Source organism: Streptomyces sp. NPDC050658, assembly GCF_044457025.1.
GTDB lineage: Bacteria > Actinomycetota > Actinomycetes > Streptomycetales > Streptomycetaceae > Streptomyces.
In genome coordinates, this window is record NZ_JBITGM010000001.1 from 1,425,448 (window position 1) to 1,447,782 (window position 22,335).

Sequence of the window (22,335 nt, forward strand, 5' to 3'; positions counted from 1 at the left end):
CCCTCCCGCATGACCCCCGGATGACCAATGGGCGCGCCCCGACGTCCACTTGGTGGACGCCATGAACCCGTGCGCCCCCTGTGCTGCGGCACCGTGGGTTAGGTCACGCTTACCGCTCGTTCCCGTCGGGCATGCAGCGGAATAGAGTCAATCGACGGCGTGCTACAGCGCGTGACAGCACTTCCCAAGTCGCCGTCGCCCAGCACCCTTTGATTCGTGTACAGCACTTTGGGTCCATCGTTATACAGCACGACTCATACGGTTCGACACCCCCTCCGCATCCGCTTTTTCCGAGGACTGATGACGCCATGCCTCGTCCCATGCCGCTGCCTCGTCCCACCCCCGCCCAGCTCACCTACGGCACGGTGACCGTCGTCTTCTCGACGCTCGCCATGCTGCTGCTCTCCCAGACGAGTTCGGGAATCGGGGTGGCGGTGATAGCCGTCGCCGCGCTCGGCCTCGGGTTACTGGTGGCGATGACGGTGCCCCAGCCGAAACCCGCGGCGCCCGCCGCCCCCGTCGTCCGTGCCGCCGAGGAGCGGGTGCCGGTCCAGCGGGCCGCGGCTCCCGTGCTCGCCGAGTCCGTACGCGAACCAGCGGGCCCGTGAGGTTCACGGGCCCGCTGTCGGTGCCGCCGCCGGGTGGTGCCGACCGGACCTAGGTGGTGCTGACCACCACCGTCTTGGCCGCCTTGTCGTGCAGGCCCTGCTTGTAGGGCTTGTCGAAGAAGCTCCAGCCGCCGCAGATGGCCGTCCAGATGCAGGCACAGCAGAACGCGAACGGGATCCACAGGACGGCCGCGCGGGCGAGCGCGGTCTGCAGGGTGGGGGTCGCCCCGTCGTTGAGGTTCGCGACCCTCAGCCCGAGCCACTTCTTGCCGAGGGTCTGGCCCGTCTTCGAGATCAGGAAGCTGTCGTACGCGATGTAGAGCACGGCGGCGAGCAGGGACTGGCCGAAGCTCTTGCCGTACTCGACGTCGTCGGGGTCGACGTCGAACTCGTTGGTGCCGAAGAGCCAGGAGAGCAGCCAGACGACGACGCCGACGAGGATCATGTCGATGATGCGGGCGAGCACCCGCTTCCCGCTGTCCCCCAGCGGCGGCATCCCGGCGAGCGGATCCTGCGCCCCGTACCCGGCACGGCCGCCGTAGGGGTCACCTGCGTACGGCGGCGGCGGAGCGTCGTAGGGAGACCCGCCGCCGGACGGCGGCGGCTGCTTCTTGAACGGGTCGTTGTCGTCGTCCGGGGGCGGCGGATAGGGCGGCGGTTCGGTACTCATGGGCCGAGTCGACCCCGAAGGGAATGCGGGCGCATCCGGCGAGGGGCTGTACGGGTTAGGGCCTGTCCGGCGGATCCGGCCGACTGCTGTGGGCGGTGCCTTGTCTCTGCCGGTGAGCGGTGGTCTGGTGCGTGCAGCCGCAAGGCGGAGGATCGAGGCATCGCGGAGCGATGGTGACTGACGACAGCGATGGTGACTGACGACAACGCCGCAGCTGCGCGTGCCGGGCCGCCGCGTCCCGGGCAAGATCCGCCGGACAGGCCCTGGCCCCGCAGGACGGACCGGAATCCCAGGGTCACCCCGCCACGAACGTTCCCGCCGCCTTGTCGTGCCAGGCCTGGCGCCACGGACGGTCGAAGACCGCCCACAGGACGCCCACCACGCCGATCACAAGCACACCCGGCACCGCGTACACCAGCCACCGCTTCAGCGCCGCCCCGAACGACGGGGCCTCGTGCTCGCCCATGTCCCGCACCTCGAGCCCCAGCAGCTTCTTGCCCAGCGTGCGGCCCCACTTGGCCGTCGGCAGGGCTTCGTAGAGGACGCCGAAGACGAGCAGGACCGCGAGGACCATGCCCAGGTAGCCCGCCGTGGTGCCGTCCAGGAGCCAGACCGTGACCTGCTCGCCGGACATCTTCGCCGCGTCGATCTTGCTGTCGACGTGGTCCGCCGCCTTCGTGCCGAGCGGCAGCGCCGCCGCCCCGGTCACCGCCGCCAGTACGACCGTGTCGATGAGCCGCGCCGCGAACCGCTTGCCGAGCCCCGCCGGACGCGCCGCCGCCTGCGCCTGCGCCGCCGCGAGGAACGGGTCGTCGGCGACCGGCTTCCACGGCACCACGGGCTGCTGCTGCGCCTGGTCGTCGGCCTCGGCGAGCTGATGGACCTGCTGGGCCCAGGAGGGCGAGCCGCCACCGGGCCCGGAGGTCACCGGCGAGGGCATACCGCCGTGCGCGCCGCCCTGCTGCGGAACGGACGGCTGGGCGGGGGCCTGGGACGGCGTCGGGGACGGCGTCGGGGCGGGGGCAGGTGCCGGTGCGGGTGCGGGTGCCGCGGACTGCTGCGGAGGCACCGCCGACTGCCGGTTGCCCTGGCCCGGACGCAGCGCCCTGATCGCCATCGTGCCCTCCGTGCCGGGCGACGGCTCCTCGCTCGCTCCGGCGGGCCGCACCGGGCCGCTGGGCCTGCGGAACGTGACGGTCCCGTCGGTCGGCGGAGGCGTCGGCCTGGCGGGGGCGGCGGGGGCAGTGGGGGCAGTGGGGGCAGCGGAGGCAGCGGCGTCCGGCTTGGCCTTCGCGCCGCCCGGCTTGATCGCGCGGATCTGCACCGTGCCGGGGCCGTGCTCACCCGAAGCCTCCGGCCGGGCCGGGCGCTCGCTCGGGACGCGCGGGTCCCGCGGCTCGCCCTGCCCGGCCGCGCCCCACGACACCTTGCGGTCCTGCTCGCCGCCGAGCCCCGCCTGCCGCGCCGCGTCGGCCTGCCACGCGGATGCGGGCTCGGGCCGCGCGCCGTGCTGGGCGTCGGACGCGGGCGGCTCCGGCATCGGCTCCTCGTCGAAGAAGACCGGACCGGTCTCCTCGGCGGGGGCCTCGGCGGACGCGGCCGGCGTCGCGGGCGGCGTGGCGGCCGCCGGAATCACCGGTGCCGCCGCCGCGCCGGGCGGTGCGGGCAGCGGTTCGCCGTCGGACGGGGCGGGACGACTCGTACCGGGCACCCAGGACCCGCCGTTCCAGTACCGGACATATCCGGGAATGGACGGATCGGGGTAGTAGCCTTCGCGGGGCCTGTCGTCACCTGGGGCCGGAGTTGGGGCGCTCATGTCCGTCGTCCCGTATCTGCTCGGGGGTCTTTTTGAGGCTCCACATCTATCAGACCTCCGCCCGTGCCTGCGCGGGTCCCGCCCGACCGCCCCCTATCCGGGGACACTTCAGGCTCCGCATTCAGGGACACTTCAGGATCCGCGAAAAAAGTTTCCGGAAGTCGCGTAATGCTGTGCCCACCTCGCGCTCTCTCCTTGCACGGGTCCGCTCCCAGGGCCCCGACAAGGAAGGAACGACCGTCATGCACACCGTGGTGGAACGCGAGCTCGAACTCAAACTCGTCCTCTCCCCGGAGCGGGCCATCCCCGTCCCGGCCCGGCTGACCTACCGCACCGACGACCCGTACGCCGTCCACATCGCCTTCCACATCGGCTCCGAGCACCCGGTGAACTGGACGTTCGCCCGCGAGCTCCTGGTCGAGGGGGTGTTCAGGCCCTGCGGCCACGGAGACGTCCGGGTCTGGCCGACGAAGGTGGAGGGGCGCAGCGTCGTCCTGATGGCGCTGAGTTCACCCGACGGTGACGCCCTCCTGGAGGCGCCCGCGCCCGCCGTCTCCGCCTGGCTCGAGCGCACGCTGCGGGTGGTCCCTCCGGGCTCTGAGGCTGAGCGGCTCGGCATCGACGACGGCCTCGCCGAGCTGCTCACACCGACCCCGGCCGACGACCTCTGGCTGCGCGACCCGTGGCCGAGCGACGAGTCCAAGGACGGTGAGTGAGCTCCGCCGCCACGGGGGCGACAGCGGAGCCAGAGCTTTTGGAACGTCAGAAGAGCTTGCCCGGATTGAGCAGGGAGAGCGGGTCGAACGCCGTCTTGATGGCGCGCTGCATCTCCACGCCCACCGGGCCGATCTCGCGCGCCAGCCACTCCTTCTTGAGGACGCCCACGCCGTGCTCGCCGGTGATCGTGCCGCCGAGTTCGAGACCGAGGGCCATGATCTCGTCGAAGGATTCGCGGGCGCGCCGGCCCTCGTCGGGGTCTGCCGCGTCGAAGCAGACGGTGGGGTGGGTGTTGCCGTCGCCCGCGTGCGCGCAGACCCCGATCGTGAGGCTGTACTTGTCGGCGATGCGCTCGACGCCTTCGAGCATGTCCGCGAGCCTCGAGCGCGGCACGCAGACGTCGTCGATCATCGTCGTGCCCTTGACGGCCTCCAGCGCGGTGAGGGAGAGCCGCCGTGCCTGGAGCAGGAGTTCGGACTCGGCGGCGTCCTCGGCGGGGACGACCTGGGTGGCGCCCGCGGCCTCGCAGAGCGCGCCGACGGCGGCGAGGTCGGATGCCGGGTCCGGGGTGTCGAAGGCGGCGAGGAGCAGCGCCTCGGTGGTCTCGGGGAGGCCCATGTTCGCCAGCGCGTTCACGGCCCTGATGGTCGTACGGTCCATCAGTTCCAGGAGCGAGGGGACGTGGCCCCCTTCCATGATCCTGCATACGGCGTCACAGGCGGCCTGCGCCGATCCGAACTCGGCCGCCAGGACCAGCTGTTGGGGCGGCTGCGGCTTCAGCGCGAGGGTCGCGCGGACGACGATACCGAGGCTGCCCTCGGAGCCGACGAAGAGGCGCGTGAGGTCGTAGCCCGCGACGCCCTTTGCCGTACGCCGCCCCGTGCTCATGAGCCGCCCGTCGGCGAGCACGACGTCAAGTCCGAGCACGTACTCCGCCGTCACCCCGTACTTGACGCAGCACAGGCCGCCCGACGCCGTGCCGATGTTCCCGCCGATGGTGCAGGTCTCCCAGCTCGACGGGTCCGGCGGGTAGTAGAGCCCGTGTTCGTTCACGGCGCGGGAGAGGGTGGCGTTGACGACGCCCGGCTCGACCACGGCGATGCGGTCGACGGGGCTGATCTCCAGGATGCGGTCCATCTTGACCAGGGAGAGCACGATGCAGCCCTCGCTGGCGTTGGCGCCGCCGGAGAGGCCCGTACGGGCGCCCTGCGGGACCACCGGGATCCGTAGTTCGGTCGCCGTGCGCATGACGTGCTGGACCTGCTCGACCGTGCGGGGCAGGACCACGACCGCGGGGGTGCCGGCGTCGCAGAAGCTCGCCATGTCGTTCGCGTACGAGGCGGTGACGTCGGGGTCCGTGAGGACGGCGTCGCCGGGGAGGGCGTCGCTGCCGGCACGGAGGAGTTCGATGAGTGTGCGGCTCATGATCACAGCCTCGCACCCGGGGCCATCGGTGTGAACCCGTGTGCGACGCCGTTCCGTGCCGCCGGGATGTGCTCTTCGTATTGAAGTCTTTGCCGCACAGTGAGCGTCATGAAGCCTTCGGTGAAGCGCGTGCTGGTCGCCTCCGTCGCCGGGTGCGTGGTGCTCGGCGGCGCCGCACTCGTCGTGCTGCCGTCCGAGCGGGACGGAAAGGCGGCGCCGCCCGCGCTGGGGCCCGCCGGGCGGGCGCAGGCGGCGGTGGGCACCGGGGTGCCGGCCGCGCTGCCGGACCTGGCGGTGCTGATCGGGGAGCGCGAGGCGCATCTGCGGGCGCATCCGGCGGACGACCACTCGTGGGCGGTGCTCGGGGCCGCCTACGTGGAGCGGGGCCGGCGGACCGCGGACAGCGCGTACTACCCCAAGGCCGACCGCGCGTTGCGTACGTCGCTGAAGGCTCGGCCCGCGGGGAATGTGGAGGCCCTGACGGGGCTCGCGGCGCTGGCGAACGCGCGGCACGACTTCCGGGGCGCGCGGAAGTGGGGCGAGGCGGCGGTGAAGCAGTCGCCGAAGCGGTGGACGACGTACCCCGTCCTGATCGACGCGTACCGCGGCCTGGGCAACGCGAAGGCGGTGGGCAGGGCGCTGGAGACCTTGCAGGAACTGCACTCGGGCAGCGCGGTCATGGCGCGGGCCGGGCAGGTGTACCGGGACCGGGGCTGGCGGGAGGACGCAGCGGCGACGCTGGCGGACGCGGCGGCGCTGGCCTCGTCGCCCGCGGAGCAGGCGGTGTGCCTGCACCGGGTGGGTGAGCTGGCGTGGGAGCGGGGGGAGCCGGCGGAGGCCCTGCGCTACCAGGAGGCGGCGCTGGCGGCGGACCCGGACCATCACCCGTCGCTGGCGGGCAAGGGCCGTGCGCTGGCCGCGCTGGGCCGTACGACGGAGGCGCTGAACGCCTACCGGAGCGCGCTGGTGAAGCAGCCGGCGCCCGAATACGCCCTGGCGCTCGGGGAGTTGTACGAGTCCCTGCGCCTGATGCCGGCTGCGCGCGCTCAGTACGACGTCCTGCGGACCCGGGTGAAGCAGGAAGGGGTCAACGGCGTCAACGAAGAACGGATCCTCGGCCTCTTCGAAGCGGACCACGGAGACCCGGACGAGGCGGTACGGCGTCTTCGGGCGGAGTTCAAACGCCACGGAAGCCCGGAGGTGGCGGACGCGCTGGGCTGGGCGCTGCACCGCGCGGACGAGAACGAGGAGGCCCTGAAGTACGCGACACGGGCCACGGACAAGGGCCCGCGGAGCGCGCTGCTCTCCTACCACCGGGGCGAGATCGAACGCGAACTGGGCAAGTACGGCGCGGCCCGCCGCCACATCGCCGAGGCCCTCCGCCTCAACCCGTACTTCTCGCCCCTGCTCACCCCGGCGGCGGAGTCGGCCCTGGAGTCCCTGGGCGATCCCCCGGAGGGCGGCCCGGAACAGATGTACGCGCCGGCCCCGAGGCGGCAGGGAGCGGGGGCGGCACCGAGCAGCCCCCGCCCGTCATCCTCCCCTCGGCCGCCTTCCCAGCAGGGCTGAACCGGCGTCGGGGCAAGGGCACTTCGACTGCGGACCGTCCCGCCCTGCCCCGCCGCTCCGCGGCGGATCTTTCCCACCCACCCACCCGATCCCGGCAACGGGTGACGGGGGGCGCGCGGGGAGGGTGGGCAGTCGCGGGGCAATCGGGCGGGTGGGCGGGAGACATCCGGCGCGAAGCGCCGGGACAAGGCAGGCGCCGACTCACCCGAGCCCCGCCGGGACAGCGGGAAGGCAGTCGCGGGGCAATCGGGCGGGTGGGCGGGAGACATCCGGCGCGAAGCGCCGGGACAGGGCAGGCGGGCCGGTGGGAAGCATCCCGCGCGGAGCGCCGAGGTGCGGCGACCCCCCGGGCCCGCCGCACCCCGGCCAACCCGCCCGGAGGGCACCCCGTACCGCTAGAGGTTGCCCCGCTTCTCCTGCTCCCGCTCGATCGCCTCGAAGAGGGCCTTGAAGTTGCCCTTGCCGAAGCCCATCGAGCCGTGGCGTTCGATCATTTCGAAGAAGACCGTCGGGCGGTCCTGGACCGGCTTGGTGAAGATCTGGAGCAGGTAGCCGTCCTCGTCGCGGTCGACCAGGATCTTCAGCTCGCGGAGGGTCTCCACGGGGACGCGGGTCTCGCCCGCCCACTCGCCGAGGGTGTCGTAGTAGGAGTCCGGGGTGTCCAGGAACTGGACCCCGGCAGCGCGCATCGTGCGCACCGACTCCACGATGTCGTTCGTGGCGAGCGCGATGTGCTGGACGCCCGCGCCGCCGTAGAACTCCAGGTACTCGTCGATCTGGGACTTCTTCTTGGCGATCGCCGGCTCGTTGATGGGGAACTTCACCTTCAGGGTGCCGTCCGCGACCACCTTGGACATCAGCGCCGAGTACTCCGTCGCGATGTCGTCGCCCACGAACTCCTTCATGTTCGTGAAGCCCATGACCTTGTTGTAGAAGGCGACCCACTCGTTCATCTTGCCGAGCTCGACATTGCCGACGCAGTGGTCGATCGCCTGGAAGGTCCGCTTGGCCGGCGGCTCCACGATCGGCTGCGCGGCGACGAACCCGGGCAGGTAGGGACCGTCGTACCCGGAGCGCTCGACCAGCGTGTGGCGGGTCTTGCCGTACGTCGCGATCGCGGCGCGCACCACCGTGCCGTTCTCGTCCTTCTCCTCGTACGGCTCGGTGATGCCGCGCGCGCCGTGCTCGACGGCGTACGCGTACGCCGCCCGCGCGTCCGGCACCTCGATGGCGAGGTCGACCACGCCGTCGCCGTGCTCGGCGACATGCCCCTCGAGGAAGTGGCCCCAGTCCGTGGCCGCCTTGATCACTGAGGTGAGGACGAATCGGGCCGAGCCGTTGGTCAGGACGTAGGAGGCGGTCTCGCGGCTGCCCGTCTCCGGACCGGAGTACGCCACGAGTTTCATGCCGAAGGCCGTCGAGTAGTAGTGGGCCGCCTGCTTGGCGTTGCCCACGGCGAAGACGACCGCGTCCATTCCCTTGACCGGGAAGGGATCTGCCTCGCGCGCGGTGTGGGGGGTGCCGGAGGTGGCGGTGGGCTGGGTGTTCGCGGTAGCTGCCATATCGGCAGGCTCCCGCCGTATCGCAAGGTGCGCAATAGTTCGCGTATTCGCTGGGCAATATGACCAGCGAGCCGCCGGGATCGGCGGGCTATCTGTACATCATGACCACCATCGGAGAAGAGACGGAGCGTGAAACCGTGACGATCGATCATCTGGACGGGCGGCTCATCGTGCTGCTCGCCCGCGAGCCCCGCATCGGCGTCCTGGAGGCGTCCCGGCGGCTCGGCGTCGCGCGCGGCACCGTGCAGGCCCGGATGGACCGCCTTCAGTCGAACGGAGTCATCCGCGGCTTCGGTCCCGAGGTCGACCCGGCGGCCCTCGGCTACCCCGTCACGGCCTTCGCCACGCTGGAGATCAAACAGGGTCAGGGAGCAGACGTACGGGCGCATTTGGCGACCGTCGCCGAGGTGCTCGAACTGCACACGATCACCGGTCACGGCGACATGCTCTGCCGTCTCGTCGCCCGCTCGAACGCGGATCTCCAACGTGTGATCGACCGGGTGGTGGGCTTTGATGGCATCGTCCGGGCTTCCACGGCGATCGTCATGGAGAACCCTGTTCCGCTGCGGATCATCCCGCTGGTCGAACAGGCGTCAGGGGACTCCTGACGCGGGTAGACAGCAATCGCACGACGAACAGAGCACAGCACGCGGGTGCCGGGAACTCCCGGCACCGTCCGGACCGCGCCTGGGCGAGGTGAGCAGTGCAGTGAACTTCTGGGACTACCTCGGCAACCGCCACCAGCAGTTGCTGACGGACGCGTACCAGCACGCGAGCGCGGTATTCCAGTGCATGGTCGTCGCGACCGTCATCGGAGTACTGATCGGCATCGTCACGTACCGCAGCGAATGGGCGGGCAATCTGGCCACGACCGCCACCTCCACCATCCTGACCGTCCCCTCGCTCGCCATGATCGGTCTGCTGATCCCGATCGTCGGCCTCGGCGTCCCGCCGACCGTCATCGCGCTGACCCTGTACGGGCTGCTTCCGATCGTGCGCAACGCCATCGTCGGCCTGCGCGGCGTCGACCCGTCCCTGGTCGACGCGGCCAAGGGCATCGGGATGTCGCGCCTCGCCCGGCTCGTGCGGGTGGAACTGCCGCTCGCCTGGCCGCCGATCCTGACCGGCATCCGGGTCTCCACCCAGATGCTGATGGGCATCGCGGCCATCGCCGCGTACGCGTCGGGCCCCGGCCTCGGCAACGAGATCTTCCGCGGCATCGGCTCGCTCGGCTCCAAGAACGCGCTCAACCAGGTGCTCGCGGGCACGCTCGGGATCATCGTCCTGGCGCTGCTCTTCGACGCCGCGTACGTCCTGATCGGCCGGCTGACGATTCCGAGGGGTATCCGTGTCTGAGACGTCCGAGACCACCGCCGCCGAGCCGACCCCGGACGAGACCTCCGCCGGGGGTGCCGCGACCGGTGCGACGATCGAGCTGGAGAACCTCACCAAGCGCTATCCGGGCAGCAGCGAGCCCGCCGTGGACAGCGTCAGCATGGAGATCAAGGCGGGCGAGATCGTGATCTTCGTGGGCCCGTCCGGCTGCGGGAAGTCGACCACGCTCAAGATGATCAACCGGCTGATCGAGCCGACCGGCGGCCGTATCCGCATCAACGGCGAGGACGTCACCGACATCGACCCGGTGAAGCTGCGCCGCAAGGTCGGGTACGCGATCCAGTCGTCCGGGCTCTTCCCGCACATGACGGTCGCCCAGAACATCGCCCTCGTACCGAAGATGATCGGCTGGGGGAAGTCGCGGATCAAGGAGCGCATCGAGGAGATGCTCGACCTCGTCGGGCTCGATCCGGGCGAGTTCCACGGACGCTATCCGCGTCAGCTCTCCGGCGGCCAGCAGCAACGCGTGGGCGTGGCGCGGGCGTTGGCGGCCGATCCGCCCGTGCTGCTGATGGACGAGCCGTTCGGCGCCGTCGACCCGATCACCCGCGACCACCTCCAGGACGAGCTGATCCGGCTCCAGCACGAGCTGCACAAGACGATCGTCTTCGTCACGCACGACTTCGACGAGGCGATCAAGCTGGGAGACCGGATCGCGGTCCTCCGGGAGCGCTCGCACATCGCGCAGTTCGACACCCCGGAGGCGATCCTCACCAACCCCGCCGACGACTTCGTGTCGGGGTTCGTGGGCGCGGGGGCGGCCCTGAAGCGGCTCAATCTCACCCGCGTACGCGATGTGGAGATCGCCGACTTCGCGACGGTCACCGTGGACGATCCGCTGCAGGACATCTTCAACAAGCTGCGGGCGAGCGGCACCAACGAACTGCTGCTGCTCGACAAGCGCGGCCGCCCCTACAAGTGGCTGCGGCGCGGCGACCTGATGCGCGCCAAGGGCTCGCTGGCCCGCGCGGGCACGCTGGTGCACGACACGGTGACCCGCGACGCCACGTTGCGCGACGCCCTGGAGGCGGTCCTCACGGACAACGCGGGGCGGGTCGCGGTGACCGGGCGGCGCGGCGAGTACACGGGCGTCGTCGACATGGAGACGCTGATGAACTCGGTCCAGGAGATGCTGGAGGCCGACCGGCTCGACGCCATGGAGCACCAGCACGAACTGGAGGAGCAGCGCGCCCAGTTGACCCACCACGAGCAGGAGGGCAGCGACGGAGGGGAGGCGAAGGCGTGAGCGGCATCCCCGGAAGCAACCCCCGGATCCCCGAGCGCAAGGCGTCCCCCGGCGACGGCTCCGACACCCGCCCCGAGGGCGAGCACGACGTCAAGGGCCATCCGTTCCGCGACAGCGGCGACGGCGAGCAGGAGCCGCCGCCCCCGGCGGACACGGGAAAGGGGCGGCGGGTCGGCTGGCAGAAGCTGACCTTCCTGCCCGCGTTCCTCGTCCTCGTGCTGCTGCTGACCTGGTGGTGGTTCGAGCAGGCCGACCTGGACTCGATCTCCAGGAACGCGCTCGCGGACGGGAACGTCTGGCTCAGGCTCCGCCAGCACATCCAGCTGACGGTGATCTCCACCTTCTTCGTGCTGATCATCGCCATCCCGCTGGGCATCCTGCTGACCCGCAAGAAGCTCCGCAAGGCGGCGCCCGTCGCGATGGCCCTGGCCAACATCGGCCAGGCGACCCCGGCGATCGGTCTGCTCGCCCTCCTGGTGATCTGGATGGGCATCGGCGAGAAAGCCGCCCTGATCGGCATCATCATCTACGCGATCCTGCCGGTGCTCTCCAACACGATCGCGGGCCTGAAGGCGAACGATCCCACCCTCCTGGAGGCCGCCAGAGGGATCGGCATGTCGCCGCTCGGCGTCCTGGGGAAGGTCGAACTTCCGCTGGCCGTACCGCTGATCCTCGCCGGTGTGCGGACGGCACTCGTCCTGAACGTGGGCACGGCGACGCTGGCCACGTTCGGCGGTGGCGGCGGGCTCGGCGACCTGATCACCACCGGCATCACCAACCAGCGGATGCCGGTGCTCATGCTCGGCTCGATCCTGACGATCGCGCTGGCGCTCCTGGTGGACTGGCTGGCTTCCCTGGCCGAACTGTTCCTGCGTCCGCGCGGGTTGGAGGTCGGGTCATGAGGGTTACGTTGCGCACGACGGCCGTGGCGGTCATCGGCGGGGCCCTGCTGGTGAGCTGCGGGCTCACCAGCGGCAGCCCGATGGTGGACGACGTCAAGCCGGGCACGATCGGCAAGGGGCTTCCCCTGAAGGGCGCCGATCTCACCGTCACCTCCAAGGAGTTCACCGAGCAGCTGATCCTCGGCGCGATCATGGGCATCGCCTTCGAGGCGGCCGGCGCGGACGTCCTGGACCGCACGGGAATCCAGGGCTCGATCGGCGCCCGCGAGGCCGTCAAGAGCGGCGACGCGGACGCCATGTACGAGTACACGGGCACCGCCTGGATCACGTACCAGGGCAACACCGAACCCATCGACAACCCGCAGAAGCAGTGGCAGGCGGTGCACGACGCCGACCTGAAGAACGGCATCACCTGGCTGCCGCCCGCCACGCTCAACAACACCTACGCGCTGGCCCTCAACCAGAAGAACGAGGCCAAGTACAAGACGAAGACCCTGTCCGACGTGGCGGCGCTCTCCAAGTCGGACCCCAAGGCGGTCACGCTGTGCGTGGAGAGCGAGTTCGCCTCGCGTGAGGACGGACTGCCGGGCATGCAGAAGGCGTACGGGATGAAGATCCCGGCCTCCAACATCACCAAGATGGACACCGGCATCGTCTACACCGAGACGGCGAAAGGGAGTTGCACCTTCGGCGAGGTCTTCACGACGGACGGCCGCATCAAGGCGATGGACCTGACGGTGACGGAGGACGACAAGCACTTCTTCCCCAACTACAACGCGGCCCCGGAGATCAACAGCAAGGCGCTGAAGGAGCATCCGGAGATCGCGGAGGTCCTGGACCCCATCACGAAGAAGCTGAACAACACGGTCGCCCAGGAGCTGAACTCCAAGGTGGACGTGGACGGAGAGGACCCGCACGAGGTGGCGAAGGACTGGCTCGTCGAGGAGGGGTTCGTGAAGGAGTAGCCCGGCGGGGCGCCTTCCGGAGGCACAGCCTCCATGAGTCACAGCCTCCATGAGTCACAGAGACTCCGCTGAAGTTACAAAGACTCTGTTGCAAAGAAACCGTTGCAACAGAGTCTTTGCATGCCTACTCTGAAGGCATGACGGACGGCAGCACGGACGGTACGACGGACCCCGAGCCCCGCAAGGTCCACACCCTCACCCCCCGCTCCCTGCGCGGGCTCGCGCACCCCCTGCGGATGCAGTTGCTCATCTCGCTGCGCCGGGACGGTCCAGCGACCGCCTCCCAACTGGCCGCCCGCCTGGGCGAGTCCAGCGGGGCGACCAGCTACCACCTGCGCCAGCTCGCCGCGCACGGCTTCGTCGAGGACGCGCCGGACCGGGGCAAGGGGCGTGAGCGGTGGTGGCAGTCGGCGCACCAGGGGACGCGGCTCGACGAGTCGCTGATGCACGACCCTGATCCGGCGGTGCGCGGCGCGGTCGGCGTCTATCTGCACGAGGTGGCGTCGTTCCACGCCGAGGAGCTGTCCACCTGGATCGGTACGCAGCACGACTGGCCCGAGGAGTGGTCGGAGAGCTCGGACATCAGCGACTACACCCTGCGCCTGACGCCCGAGACGACCGCCGAGCTGGCCGAGAAGATGCACGAACTCATCGAGAGTTACCGGGAGTCGGCGGTCGACGAGGACACCCCGGGCTCCGCCAGGGTGCGCCTGCACACCCACACCTTCCCGACGCACTACACCGAGTGAGAGGCCTCAGCCATGCACCCCGACGTACATCTGCTCCTGCACCACACCCGCGCCGCCGAACTGCACCGTGCGGCGCCGTCAAGGAATCCCCGCCCCCAGCTGCGTACCCAACTCGGCTGGCGGATGGTCGAGTTGGGCCTCTGGCTGGTCAACAGCGCGGAACTTTCCCGCCCTTCTCAAGGGCCCGCAGCGCATCGATCGTGCCCTTCAGTGTCGTGACCGGGATCAGCTGAAGCCCCTTCGGCTTCTCGGCCTCGGCGTCCGCGCACTCGGCCTCCGGGACCAGGAAGACGGTCGCCCCGTCGCGCTTGGCGGCCTGCGTCTTCATGGAGACACCGCCGACCGGGCCGACCTTGCCGTCGGCGGAGATGGTGCCGGTGCCCGCGATGTCGTGGCCGCCGGTGAGGTCGCCACCGCTGCCGTTGCCGTCGATCAGGTCGATGATGCCGAGGGAGAGGAAGAGGCCCGCGCTGGGGCCGCCGATCTTGCCGAGGTCGACGTCGACCTTCACCTTCTCCGTGCCGTCGACCCCGCTCTCCTTCAGATAGGCGAGAGCGGCCTTCGTCGCCGTGTCCTGCGACTTCTTCATGTCGCCGAGATTGTGCTTCTCGACTTCCTTCACGTCGTCGCCGGTCGGGTAGACCGAGTCCTTGGGCATCACGGAGCGGTCGGTGCGGAACCAGGCGTCGACCACGTCGCCCAGGCTCACGTCCATCTCGGGCCCGGTCGCCACGATCGTCGTCATCCGCAGCTGACCCTTGGGCTCCCTGGTCGGCGTACCGGTGATCGTGATGACCTGCCTGCCCTCGCTCTTCCCGAGTACGTTCGCCGTCGACCCCGGCTGGGCCACGGCGAACGGCAGCGGCGCGAGCCCAGCGACGGCGAGCAGGGCGACCACGGGGACGGCACAGACGGCGAGGGCCTTGGGGCGCGTGAGGCTGGAGAGGGAGAACACGGGATCAATCTAACGTGACACCCTCAACGCTCTCGCCTCACCTCAACGCGTCCGCCACCTCACGTGCCGCGTCCACCACCCGCGGCCCCACCCGCTCCGGCACGGAGTCCGCGAGCATGACGACGCCCACGCTCCCCTCTATGCCGGTCACGCCGACCAGCGGCGCGGCGGCCCCGCTCGCCCCGGCCTCCAGCTCGCCGTGGGTCAGCGCATAGCCGGGGTCGGTGGCCGAGCCCTGCCGGGCGGCGAGGATGGCCCGCCCCGCGGCGCCCCGGTCCAGGGGATGCCGGAAGCCGGTGCGGTAGGCCACGTGGTAATCCGTCCAGGTCGGCTCGACGACGGCGACCGCGAGGGCCTCCGTGCCGTCGACCAGGGTCAGATGCGCGGTGGCGCCTATGTCCTCGGCGAGGGAGCGCAGCGCCGGCAGCGCGGCCTCCCGCACCAGCGGATGCACCTGGCGGCCGAGCCGCAGCACCCCGAGCCCGACGCGGGCCCGGCCGCCCAGGTCCCGGCGGACCAGGGCGTGCTGCTCCAACGTGGCGAGCAGGCGGTACACCACGGTGCGGTTCACACCGAGCTTGTTCGACAGCTCGGTGACGGTGAGGCCATGATCGGTGTCGGCCAACAGCTTGAGGACGCGCAGTCCTCGGTCGAGCGTCTGGGAAGTCTCCGCGGTCACGACGCCCACTCCTTCGGTGAGGGTCGACGGCCCGTTGACGCGGCGGTTGCGTCGCCGGTCCCGTGGGCGACGCGCGTCAGAGGCCGCCGGTCGGAACTCCGGCTGCGCTCCGCGGCGGCGCTGCCACGGGGCGTTTATGTTGCGGGGACATTAGCGAGGCCGTCCCGCTCAGCGGAAGACTCCGTCCAGAATCCGGGCATCACGATGCGCGCTGCGCCCCCCATTGCCCCATTACGCGGGGCGCGCCCGGCGCACCGCTCACCACCTCTCCACACGGAACACACCCTTCCGTGGCAGGCCGCGGCGAGGGCCTCAGCGCATGCGGGTCGCCCACTCCCCGACCTTCGCGATGCGCTGCCGCAGCTGGCCCGCCGTCGCCTCGGCGCTGGGCGGGCCGCCGCAGGTGCGGCGCAGCTCGGTGTGGATCACGCCGTGCGGCTTCCCGCTCTGGTGGACGTACGCGCCGACCATCGTGTTGAGCTGCTTGCGCAGTTCGAGCAGCTCCTTGTGGGAGACCACCGGCCGCCGCTCGGCGGGGAGTTCGAGGAGGTCCGCCTCCTCGTCCGGCCGCTTCTTGCTGTGCGCGATCTGCCGGGCCTGCCGCTTCTGGAGCAGCATCTGCACCTGGTCGGGTTCGAGCAGACCCGGGATGCCGAGGTAGTCCTGCTCCTCCTCGCTGCCCGGATGCGCCTGCATGCCGAATTCGGCGCCGTCGAAGAGGACCCGGTCGAAGACGGCGTCGGACTCCAGTGCCTCGAAGGAGAACTGCTCCTGCTCCCCCGTGTCCTCGTCCTGCTCCTTGTTCGCCTCGTCCATCTCCTTCTCGGACTCGGCGTAGGGGTCCTCTTCCCCCTCCTTCTTCGGCTTGTCGAGTACGTGGTCGCGCTCGACCTCCATCTCGTTGGCGAAGCCGAGCAGGTCCGGGACCGTGGGCAGGAAGACGGAGGCCGTCTCGCCACGCCTGCGGGAACGCACGAAACGGCCGACGGCCTGCGCGAAGAACAGCGGGGTCGAGATCGTCGTCGCGTACACGCCGACCGCGAGGCGCGGCACGTCGACGCCCTCGGACACCATGCGGACCGCGACCATCCAGCGGTCGTCGCCGCCGCTGAAGTCGTCGATGCGCTGCGAGGCGCCCGTGTCGTCGGAGAGGACGACCGTCGCCTTCGTCCCGGTGATCTCGCGGATCAGCTTGGCGTAGGCGCGGGCCGAGTCCTGGTCGGAGGCGATCACCAGACCGCCCGCGTCCGGGATCGCCTTCCGGACCTCGGTGAGGCGCTGGTCGGCGGCCTTGAGCACGTTCGGCATCCACTCGCCGCGCGGGTCGAGCGCCGTGCGCCAGGCCTGCGAGACGGCGTCCTTCGTCATCGGCTCGCCGAGCCGCGCCGCGATCTCGTCACCGGCCTTGGTCCGCCACCGCATGTTGCCGGAGTAGGAGAGGAAGATGACGGGCCGCACGACGCCGTCGCCGAGCGCGCTGCCGTAGCCGTAGGTGTAGTCGGCGGAGGACCGCCGGATGCCGTCGTTGCCCTCCTCGTACGTGACGAAGGGGATCGGGTTGGTGTCGGACCTGAACGGCGTACCCGTCAGCGCGAGGCGCCGCGTGGCGGGCTCGAAGGCCTCCAGGCAGGCCTCGCCCCAGGACTTCGAGTCACCGGCGTGGTGGATCTCGTCGAGGATGACGAGGGTCTTGCGCTGCTCGACGCGGTTGCGGTGCAGCATCGGCCGCACGCCGACACCGGCGTACGTGATCGCGACGCCCTGGTACTCCTTGCTCAGCGGGCCCGCGCTGTACTCCGGGTCCAGCTTGATGCCGATACGCGCGGCGGCCTCGGCCCACTGCTTCTTCAGGTGCTCGGTCGGCGCGACCACCGTCACCTGCTGCACGACGTGGTGGTGCAGGAGCCACGACGCGAGCGTCAGCGCGAAGGTCGTCTTGCCGGCGCCGGGCGTCGCGACGGCGAGGAAGTCACGCGGCTGCTCCTGCAGATACCGCTCCATCGCACCCTGCTGCCAGGCACGCAGCTTGTTGGCGGTGCCCCAGGGGGCGCGGCCGGGGAAGGCGGGAGAGAGGTGGTGGGAGGAGGAGTTGGCGGCGGCGGTGGTAGTCACGGTCTCCGGTTTTTGACTCGCGGGTACGTACGACAACCGGGCCACCTTACCGGTGCGGGTTGACGTGCCGGAGGGAACGGCGCGGGCGGGGAGAGCTGTGCGACAGGGGTCACACGACCTTTCAGGAGGTACGTTCCTTCAGCCGCGTACCCACCCAGGCCCCCACCAGCGCGACCGCCGCCATCGGCAGGAACACGGCGACGAAGGCCCCCGGATGGGACCCGCTCGCCTCGCCCACGCCGTGCCCCGCGCCCACCATTCCGCCGCCGAGCGCGGCGAACGCGGCGCCGCCGACGGCGAGCAGCAGGGCGTTGGAGAGGCCGTCGGAGATCTGCAGGGCGGCGGAGTTGGCGCCCGCGTCCTGCGGTGGGGAGAGCCTGAGCAGCAGCACGCTGGTCGATGCGATGACCATGCCCATGCCGAAGCAGCCGAAGCCCCAGGCGACGCCGACGGTCCACACGGGAACGGCGTGGACGAGAACGCTGGGCGCGGCGGCGATGGCGGCGGCGACGAGCACCATCCCGACCACCATCAGCTTGCTCCGGTGCGGCTCCATGCGCGGCCGCGACTGTACGTAGGAGCCGAGCGCCCAGGTCGCGCCGCCGACCGCCAGGGAGAGCCCGGCCAGGGTCGGGCTGAGCCCCCGCTCGGTGACCAGCATCAGCGGCACGAAGGACTCCGCGGCGATGAAGGACCCGGCGGCGATGCCGCGAAGGAGCACGACGGAGGGCAGCCCGCGGACGGCCCGGTAGGTGCCGCGGGGCAGCAGCCCGAGCACGGCCGGGACGAGTACGGCGGCGCCGACGGCCGCGGGCAGCAGCGAGAGCCAGCGCAGGTCCTGACCCGCGTACTGGAGGAGTCCCGCCCCCAGCGAGATCCCGAGCGCGAGGCGGATGCGCCGCCGGTCGAAGGCCTCGACGGGGGCGGAGGGGTCGACGGGCCCGGAGGCGGTGCGCCGGATCGCGGGCAGCGCGAGGGCGAGCGGCCCGACGACAAGGACGGGGATCCCGACGAAGACCCAGCGCCAGCCCAGGTGCTCGGTCACGGTCCCGGAGACCAACGGCCCCACGACGGACGGCACGACCCAGCTGGCCGCGAACGCGGCGAGGATCGACGGGCGCAGATGTTCCGGATAGGCGCGGCTGACGACGACGTACAAGGCGACGATCACCAGCCCGCCGCCGAGTCCCTGCACGGCCCGCCCGAGGATGAACATCCACATGGCCCCGGCGGTCCCGGCGAGCAGCAGCCCCGCGGCGAAGGCGGCGATCCCGGTGGCGAGCGGCCCGAGCGGCCCTCGCCGGTCGGCCCACTGACCGGCGAGGACCATGCCGAAGAGGCTGGTGGTGAAGTACGCGGAGAAGGCGAAGGCGTAGAGCGGGACGCCGTCCAGTTCGCGGGCCGCGACGGGCATGGCGGTTCCGACGGCGGTCGCCTCGAAGGCGATGAGCAGGACCACGGAGACGATGCCGAGGCTCAGGGCTCGGTACGGCTTGCGCAGCACACCGCCGCCTTGTGGCGGCGGTGTGGCCATGTGCTCGTCTGCGACAGCGGTGTCGCGCGGTTCCAGGGCGCTCATGAGGGCCAGCGTAAGGGGCGTGCCGTGATTTGACCCCTGTCCAGAGGTGGGTGTGCGGCTGGTCCCTTGGTCGTACGACCGCGGGACCGCCCGGGCCGTTCGTGAACGGCGTGTGGCAGTCCCGTTGCGGGGGCCGCGACGGTCTTGAGCGGGCCGCCGGCGGCGGCCTACGGTCGGGACGTGAGCTTGGCCGTGTGCCCGAGTGGTTCAGGGGCTGGACTGCAAATCCAGTAACGCGGGTTCGATTCCCGCCACGGCCTCCATGGCTACCGGACGACGTCGAAGACGTTCTTCTGGATGCCGTTGGAGTACGCCTCGTGCTCCACCAGCTTCAGCTTCTGGGCGTCCTTGTCCGTGGTGCTGAACAGGCGCTTGCCCGCGCCGAGCAGGAGCGGGAAGACCAGCAGGTGGTAGCGGTCGATGAGACCGGCGTCGGAGAGGCTCCGGTTCAGGGCGGCGCTGCCGTGCATGATGATCGGCCCGCCCTCGGTCTCCTTGAGCGCGGCGACCTCGTCGAGCGAGCGCAGGATCGTCTGCTCGCCCCAGCCGTCGACCAGCGCGTCCTCGGAGAGGGTGGTGGAGACCACGTACTTCGGCATCTCCTTGTAGTCCGCGAACTCCTTCATGCCCGGCCAGACGGGGCTGAACGCCTCGTAGCTCGCCCGGCCGAACAGCATCGCGGTGGCTTCCTCCTGCTCCCGGCCCTTGATCTCGTACGCCTCAGGGACGAACTCGATGTCCTTGAAGGTCCACCCGGAGTTCCGGTAACCGGGCTCGCCGCCCGGCGCCTCCACGACGCCGTCGAGCGAGACGAAGGCGGTGCTGATCAGGGTGCGCATCTCAAGGTCTCCAGATTTCTCGTTGCGGCATCTGCCTGTGCACTACAGACCCCGGCTCACGGCAGAACTCATCGGAAGGGTCAGCTCCCAGGTGTCGAGGGCGAAGTCGAGTGTCATGCCGTGGCGTTCGTACAGGGCCGGCGCGCCGGTGGTGTTGGCAGTATCGACCCCGAGGCCGATCTGGTCGCGGCCCCGTGCCGCGTAGTGCCCGAAGGCGTGGCGCAGGAGGTGACCGCCGAGGCCGCGGCCCCTGGCGTGGCGCAGTACGCCGAGGTGGCCGATCCAGGCCATGGAGGCGCGGTCGTCGTGGGTGCGCAGCACGGCCGCGTCGCCGATGCCGTCGACATGGGCGATCCAGATCAGCGACCAGTCGACGCGCTCGGCGTCGAGGTCGTCCAGCCACTGTGCGTACGTCCTCGGGTGGAAGTCGAAGTGGTCGGCGAAGGACTCCTGGATCAGCGCGTGGGCGCGGCGCCGGTCCGCCTCGTCGAGGCAGGGGCGCAGCGTCACACCGGGCGGCGGCGTCGCCGGCGGGTCGTCCGCCGCGGACAGCGGGCGCACCATGACGTGGTACCGGCGCACCACACGCCAGCCCCGCCGCCGCGCGGCCCGCAGGTCCAGGGTGGGATTCACGCTGAGGGTCATGTGCAGCACGGCCCGGTCCGCGCCGTTGGCGGCGGCCTGTTCGAAGGCGCGGGCCTGCATCAGGTCGAGGAGATGCAGGGCGCCTTGGGGGTGGCCGGGCAGGGAGTAGTGGTCGATGTCGACGCGCTCGCCGCCGGACTCGTCCCAGAACAGCCCGTACCCGACGAGCCGCCGCCCGTCGAGGAGCAGCCAGGAGTCACGCCGCAGATCCGTCTCCGGATGCTTCAAGTCGGCCTGGATGTCGGCCAGTTGGTTCTCGGCGCGGCCGATCTCGATCAGGTCGATCTCATTGAGCAGCGAGCAGACCGCCGCCGCGTCGTCGAAGGTCGCCGACCGCACGGTCATCCCCGGCGGCAGAGCGATGGGGGCACTCATGCCTTCACTGTCCGCCGCCCCGCCTCACCCCGCAACGGACTTTCGCGGGGCAGGACGGGAACAGGGACGGGCGCCCGCCGCACGGCGGGCGCCCTCGAAGTCAGCGGAGTCAGCCGGGTCAGCGGTTGGCCAGGATCCCGGTGTAGGACTTGCCGTGGGCGCGGACCGCGCCCTTCTTGACGACCTTCTTGCCGAAGGACTTGACGTTGCCCGTGCTGGTGAAGGTCTGCTCGCCGCGCACGTTGGTGCCCTTCACGACCAGGCGAGTGGTCTTCTTCGGGGTCACGGTGACGGCCGCGTTGGTGTTGGTGACGGCGGAGGTCGCGGCGGGCTTGATCACCTTCTTGCCCTTGAGGCGGTACTTGACGGTCACGGACTCCGTGGTGACCGGGATCTTGTAGATGGACTCGGTCACCGAGTAGGTGACCTGGCGGCTGCCGAACTTGTCGTTGCGCTGGGTGTCGGCGGCGCGGGTGACGGTGACGGCCGAGTTCACACGCTTGGTGAAGGTCTTGTCGGCCCGGCCCTCGAGGGAGCCCTTGAGGGCGAGGTGGACGCCGCGGTTCTGGAGCAGCTTGACGAAGGTGTACTTCTGCTTGCCGTTGAGCTTGTTGAACTTGGCCAGCGTCTGCTTCGCGGCCGGGGTCTTCTGCGTCTTGAGGTACTTGACGTAGCCCTTGACGGTGAGCTGGGCCGGCTTCTTGGCCTGAATGCTGTGGGAGGCCGGGGCGGCGCCGGCGTGGCCGTCGGCGAACGCGCCGGCCGCGGGGGCGAGGACGGCGAGGGCGGCGACGCCGGAGACGGCGGCGATACGGAGGGTGGAACGCTGCTGCACGGTTTCTCCTTGCTGGCTCTTCGATCTCGTTCGTGAACCAGCCTAGGAATTCGGCCAGTTGAGCGATATTGGATGTTGGGGCGCTGCCTTGACGTGCAGTGTCCGGTCAGGCATCACCTTTTGAGGCATTGCCTTTTGGTGCACTGCCCTTTTGTGCAATGCCCCTTTGTGCACTGCCTTTTCGTGCACACGCTGAGTAACCGACTTGTATCAAAAGCGTGTACACGTCAGGCGATTCGGTTAGGTTGAGAAGGACGCCGCAACACCCAGGGCACGGGGCTCTGCTGGGACGAGCGGCGTCAGAAGGACCGCGCCTCATGGCTGAAATACGTTCCCGCAAGACCAGTTCCAGGTGCCCGTACCGGGCCCCCAGAAAAGACCCGATCGCCGAGACGGTCGATCTCGGGGCCTTGACGGTCAGAGAGCGGCAGGTACTGCTGTTCCTCGGTACGGGCATGAACAACCGCGAGTTGGCCAAGTCCCTGGGAATCGCCGAGAGAACGGTGAAGGCGCACACGGCCAGGGTGCTGGACAAGCTGGCGCTGCCCTCGCGGCTGGAGGCGGCGGTCGTCTCCGTGCTGCTCCATCACGCGTTGTGCACGGACCCGTTGTGCGTCCGGCACGTCCCCCAGCTCGCCGACCGCAGAAGGGTGACGGAAAGGGCCGCCTGCTGAACGTCCGCGGGGGCGGGT

At 70.4% G+C, this 22,335-nt stretch carries 21 protein-coding genes and 1 tRNA gene; 11 read left to right on the plus strand and 11 right to left on the minus strand.

Annotated elements, in window-relative coordinates:
* Positions 1-326: 326 nt before the first annotated feature.
* On the plus strand, positions 327-608 hold the full coding sequence (locus ACIBKX_RS06370) for a hypothetical protein (protein ID WP_363272058.1): 282 nt from the start codon (positions 327-329) through the stop codon (positions 606-608).
* A 49-nt stretch (positions 609-657) separates the two neighbouring features.
* On the opposite strand, the gene ACIBKX_RS06375 is transcribed toward ACIBKX_RS06370, so the two are convergent.
* Positions 658-1,278 carry an RDD family protein gene (locus ACIBKX_RS06375; RefSeq protein ID WP_363271976.1) on the minus strand — a complete coding sequence of 207 codons (621 nt, stop codon included), beginning with the start codon at positions 1,276-1,278 and terminating at the stop codon, positions 658-660.
* Positions 1,279-1,573: 295 nt separating this feature from the next.
* The gene (locus tag ACIBKX_RS06380; RefSeq protein ID WP_363271977.1) at positions 1,574-3,094 is read right to left on the minus strand and encodes an RDD family protein; all 1,521 of its coding nucleotides are present in this window, start codon (positions 3,092-3,094) and stop codon (positions 1,574-1,576) included.
* A 242-nt stretch (positions 3,095-3,336) separates the two neighbouring features.
* Here ACIBKX_RS06380 and ACIBKX_RS06385 point away from each other — a divergent pair, with 242 nt between their 5' ends.
* Complete coding sequence (locus ACIBKX_RS06385; RefSeq protein ID WP_135330846.1) at positions 3,337-3,810, plus strand: SsgA family sporulation/cell division regulator; 474 nt, start codon at positions 3,337-3,339, stop codon at positions 3,808-3,810.
* Between the two features lie 46 nt (positions 3,811-3,856).
* On the opposite strand, the gene ACIBKX_RS06390 is transcribed toward ACIBKX_RS06385, so the two are convergent.
* Positions 3,857-5,236 carry an FAD-linked oxidase C-terminal domain-containing protein gene (locus ACIBKX_RS06390; protein ID WP_363271978.1) on the minus strand — a complete coding sequence of 460 codons (1,380 nt, stop codon included), beginning with the start codon at positions 5,234-5,236 and terminating at the stop codon, positions 3,857-3,859.
* A 108-nt stretch (positions 5,237-5,344) separates the two neighbouring features.
* On the opposite strand from ACIBKX_RS06390, the gene ACIBKX_RS06395 reads away from it, so the two are divergent.
* Complete coding sequence (locus ACIBKX_RS06395; RefSeq protein WP_363271979.1) at positions 5,345-6,805, plus strand: tetratricopeptide repeat protein; 1,461 nt, start codon at positions 5,345-5,347, stop codon at positions 6,803-6,805.
* A 395-nt stretch (positions 6,806-7,200) separates the two neighbouring features.
* On the opposite strand, the gene hppD is transcribed toward ACIBKX_RS06395, so the two are convergent.
* On the minus strand, positions 7,201-8,367 hold the full coding sequence (gene hppD / locus ACIBKX_RS06400; protein WP_363271980.1) for a 4-hydroxyphenylpyruvate dioxygenase: 1,167 nt from the start codon (positions 8,365-8,367) through the stop codon (positions 7,201-7,203).
* 137 nt (positions 8,368-8,504) lie between these two features.
* Between hppD and ACIBKX_RS06405 the strand changes: the two genes are divergently transcribed.
* The 6 genes from ACIBKX_RS06405 to ACIBKX_RS06430 all read left to right on the plus strand — a co-directional run bounded on the left by ACIBKX_RS06405 (position 8,505) and on the right by ACIBKX_RS06430 (position 13,624).
* On the plus strand, positions 8,505-8,975 hold the full coding sequence (locus ACIBKX_RS06405; protein ID WP_363272059.1) for an Lrp/AsnC family transcriptional regulator: 471 nt from the start codon (positions 8,505-8,507) through the stop codon (positions 8,973-8,975).
* A gap of 100 nt (positions 8,976-9,075) precedes the next feature.
* A complete protein-coding gene (locus ACIBKX_RS06410; RefSeq protein ID WP_363272060.1) occupies positions 9,076-9,723 on the plus strand; it encodes an ABC transporter permease in 648 nt (215 codons plus the stop codon).
* The gene (locus ACIBKX_RS06415) at positions 9,716-11,008 is read left to right on the plus strand and encodes a betaine/proline/choline family ABC transporter ATP-binding protein (protein WP_399375652.1); all 1,293 of its coding nucleotides are present in this window, start codon (positions 9,716-9,718) and stop codon (positions 11,006-11,008) included. Before ACIBKX_RS06410 ends, ACIBKX_RS06415 begins: the two co-directional genes overlap by 8 nt.
* Positions 11,009-11,034: 26 nt before the next feature.
* Positions 11,035-11,910, plus strand: a complete 876-nt coding sequence (locus ACIBKX_RS06420; RefSeq protein ID WP_363272062.1) for an ABC transporter permease — start codon at positions 11,035-11,037, stop codon at positions 11,908-11,910.
* The gene (locus ACIBKX_RS06425; RefSeq protein WP_363271981.1) at positions 11,907-12,875 is read left to right on the plus strand and encodes a glycine betaine ABC transporter substrate-binding protein; all 969 of its coding nucleotides are present in this window, start codon (positions 11,907-11,909) and stop codon (positions 12,873-12,875) included. The genes ACIBKX_RS06420 and ACIBKX_RS06425 overlap by 4 nt, the downstream gene beginning before the upstream one ends.
* A gap of 137 nt (positions 12,876-13,012) precedes the next feature.
* Positions 13,013-13,624 carry a winged helix-turn-helix domain-containing protein gene (locus tag ACIBKX_RS06430; RefSeq protein ID WP_363271982.1) on the plus strand — a complete coding sequence of 204 codons (612 nt, stop codon included), beginning with the start codon at positions 13,013-13,015 and terminating at the stop codon, positions 13,622-13,624.
* A gap of 148 nt (positions 13,625-13,772) precedes the next feature.
* Here the strand turns inward: ACIBKX_RS06430 and ACIBKX_RS06435 are convergent, their stop codons facing one another.
* The 4 genes from ACIBKX_RS06435 to ACIBKX_RS06450 all read right to left on the minus strand — a co-directional run bounded on the left by ACIBKX_RS06435 (position 13,773) and on the right by ACIBKX_RS06450 (position 18,949).
* Positions 13,773-14,579, minus strand: a complete 807-nt coding sequence (locus ACIBKX_RS06435; RefSeq protein WP_363271983.1) for a S16 family serine protease — start codon at positions 14,577-14,579, stop codon at positions 13,773-13,775.
* 37 nt (positions 14,580-14,616) lie between these two features.
* The gene (locus ACIBKX_RS06440) at positions 14,617-15,258 is read right to left on the minus strand and encodes a helix-turn-helix domain-containing protein (RefSeq protein ID WP_363271984.1); all 642 of its coding nucleotides are present in this window, start codon (positions 15,256-15,258) and stop codon (positions 14,617-14,619) included.
* Positions 15,259-15,570: 312 nt separating this feature from the next.
* Entirely contained in the window at positions 15,571-17,370 is a 1,800-nt protein-coding gene (locus ACIBKX_RS06445; RefSeq protein WP_363271985.1) for a DEAD/DEAH box helicase, read from the minus strand.
* 121 nt (positions 17,371-17,491) lie between these two features.
* Positions 17,492-18,949: an MFS transporter gene (locus ACIBKX_RS06450; protein ID WP_363271986.1), complete on the minus strand. Its 1,458-nt coding sequence runs from the start codon at positions 18,947-18,949 to the stop codon at positions 17,492-17,494.
* A 188-nt stretch (positions 18,950-19,137) separates the two neighbouring features.
* On the opposite strand from ACIBKX_RS06450, the gene ACIBKX_RS06455 reads away from it, so the two are divergent.
* Positions 19,138-19,212, plus strand: a tRNA-Cys gene (locus tag ACIBKX_RS06455).
* Between the two features lie 3 nt (positions 19,213-19,215).
* Here the strand turns inward: ACIBKX_RS06455 and ACIBKX_RS06460 are convergent.
* From ACIBKX_RS06460 to ACIBKX_RS06470, 3 genes are all read right to left on the minus strand, one after another.
* Positions 19,216-19,788 (minus strand): dihydrofolate reductase family protein, encoded by a 573-nt coding sequence (locus ACIBKX_RS06460; protein WP_363271987.1) that lies wholly within the window; start codon positions 19,786-19,788, stop codon positions 19,216-19,218.
* 42 nt (positions 19,789-19,830) lie between these two features.
* The gene (locus ACIBKX_RS06465) at positions 19,831-20,808 is read right to left on the minus strand and encodes a GNAT family N-acetyltransferase (RefSeq protein WP_363271988.1); all 978 of its coding nucleotides are present in this window, start codon (positions 20,806-20,808) and stop codon (positions 19,831-19,833) included.
* Positions 20,809-20,926: 118 nt separating this feature from the next.
* Complete coding sequence (locus ACIBKX_RS06470) at positions 20,927-21,643, minus strand: hypothetical protein (protein WP_363271989.1); 717 nt, start codon at positions 21,641-21,643, stop codon at positions 20,927-20,929.
* Between the two features lie 317 nt (positions 21,644-21,960).
* On the opposite strand from ACIBKX_RS06470, the gene ACIBKX_RS06475 reads away from it, so the two are divergent.
* A complete protein-coding gene (locus ACIBKX_RS06475) occupies positions 21,961-22,317 on the plus strand; it encodes a helix-turn-helix transcriptional regulator (protein WP_363271990.1) in 357 nt (118 codons plus the stop codon).
* The last annotated feature ends 18 nt before the right edge of the window (positions 22,318-22,335 follow it).

Coding starts and splice junctions, on each gene's coding strand:
- ACIBKX_RS06375 (WP_363271976.1), bottom strand. CDS start 1,278: ATGAGTACCGAACCGCCGCCCTATCCGCCGCCCCCGGACGACGACAAC.
- ACIBKX_RS06380 (WP_363271977.1), bottom strand. CDS start 3,094: ATGAGCGCCCCAACTCCGGCCCCAGGTGACGACAGGCCCCGCGAAGGC.
- ACIBKX_RS06385 (WP_135330846.1), top strand. CDS start 3,337: ATGCACACCGTGGTGGAACGCGAGCTCGAACTCAAACTCGTCCTCTCC.
- ACIBKX_RS06390 (WP_363271978.1), bottom strand. CDS start 5,236: ATGAGCCGCACACTCATCGAACTCCTCCGTGCCGGCAGCGACGCCCTC.
- ACIBKX_RS06395 (WP_363271979.1), top strand. CDS start 5,345: ATGAAGCCTTCGGTGAAGCGCGTGCTGGTCGCCTCCGTCGCCGGGTGC.
- hppD (WP_363271980.1), bottom strand. CDS start 8,367: ATGGCAGCTACCGCGAACACCCAGCCCACCGCCACCTCCGGCACCCCC.
- ACIBKX_RS06425 (WP_363271981.1), top strand. CDS start 11,907: ATGAGGGTTACGTTGCGCACGACGGCCGTGGCGGTCATCGGCGGGGCC.
- ACIBKX_RS06430 (WP_363271982.1), top strand. CDS start 13,013: ATGACGGACGGCAGCACGGACGGTACGACGGACCCCGAGCCCCGCAAG.
- ACIBKX_RS06450 (WP_363271986.1), bottom strand. CDS start 18,949: ATGAGCGCCCTGGAACCGCGCGACACCGCTGTCGCAGACGAGCACATG.
- ACIBKX_RS06460 (WP_363271987.1), bottom strand. CDS start 19,788: ATGCGCACCCTGATCAGCACCGCCTTCGTCTCGCTCGACGGCGTCGTG.
- ACIBKX_RS06465 (WP_363271988.1), bottom strand. CDS start 20,808: ATGAGTGCCCCCATCGCTCTGCCGCCGGGGATGACCGTGCGGTCGGCG.
- ACIBKX_RS06475 (WP_363271990.1), top strand. CDS start 21,961: ATGGCTGAAATACGTTCCCGCAAGACCAGTTCCAGGTGCCCGTACCGG.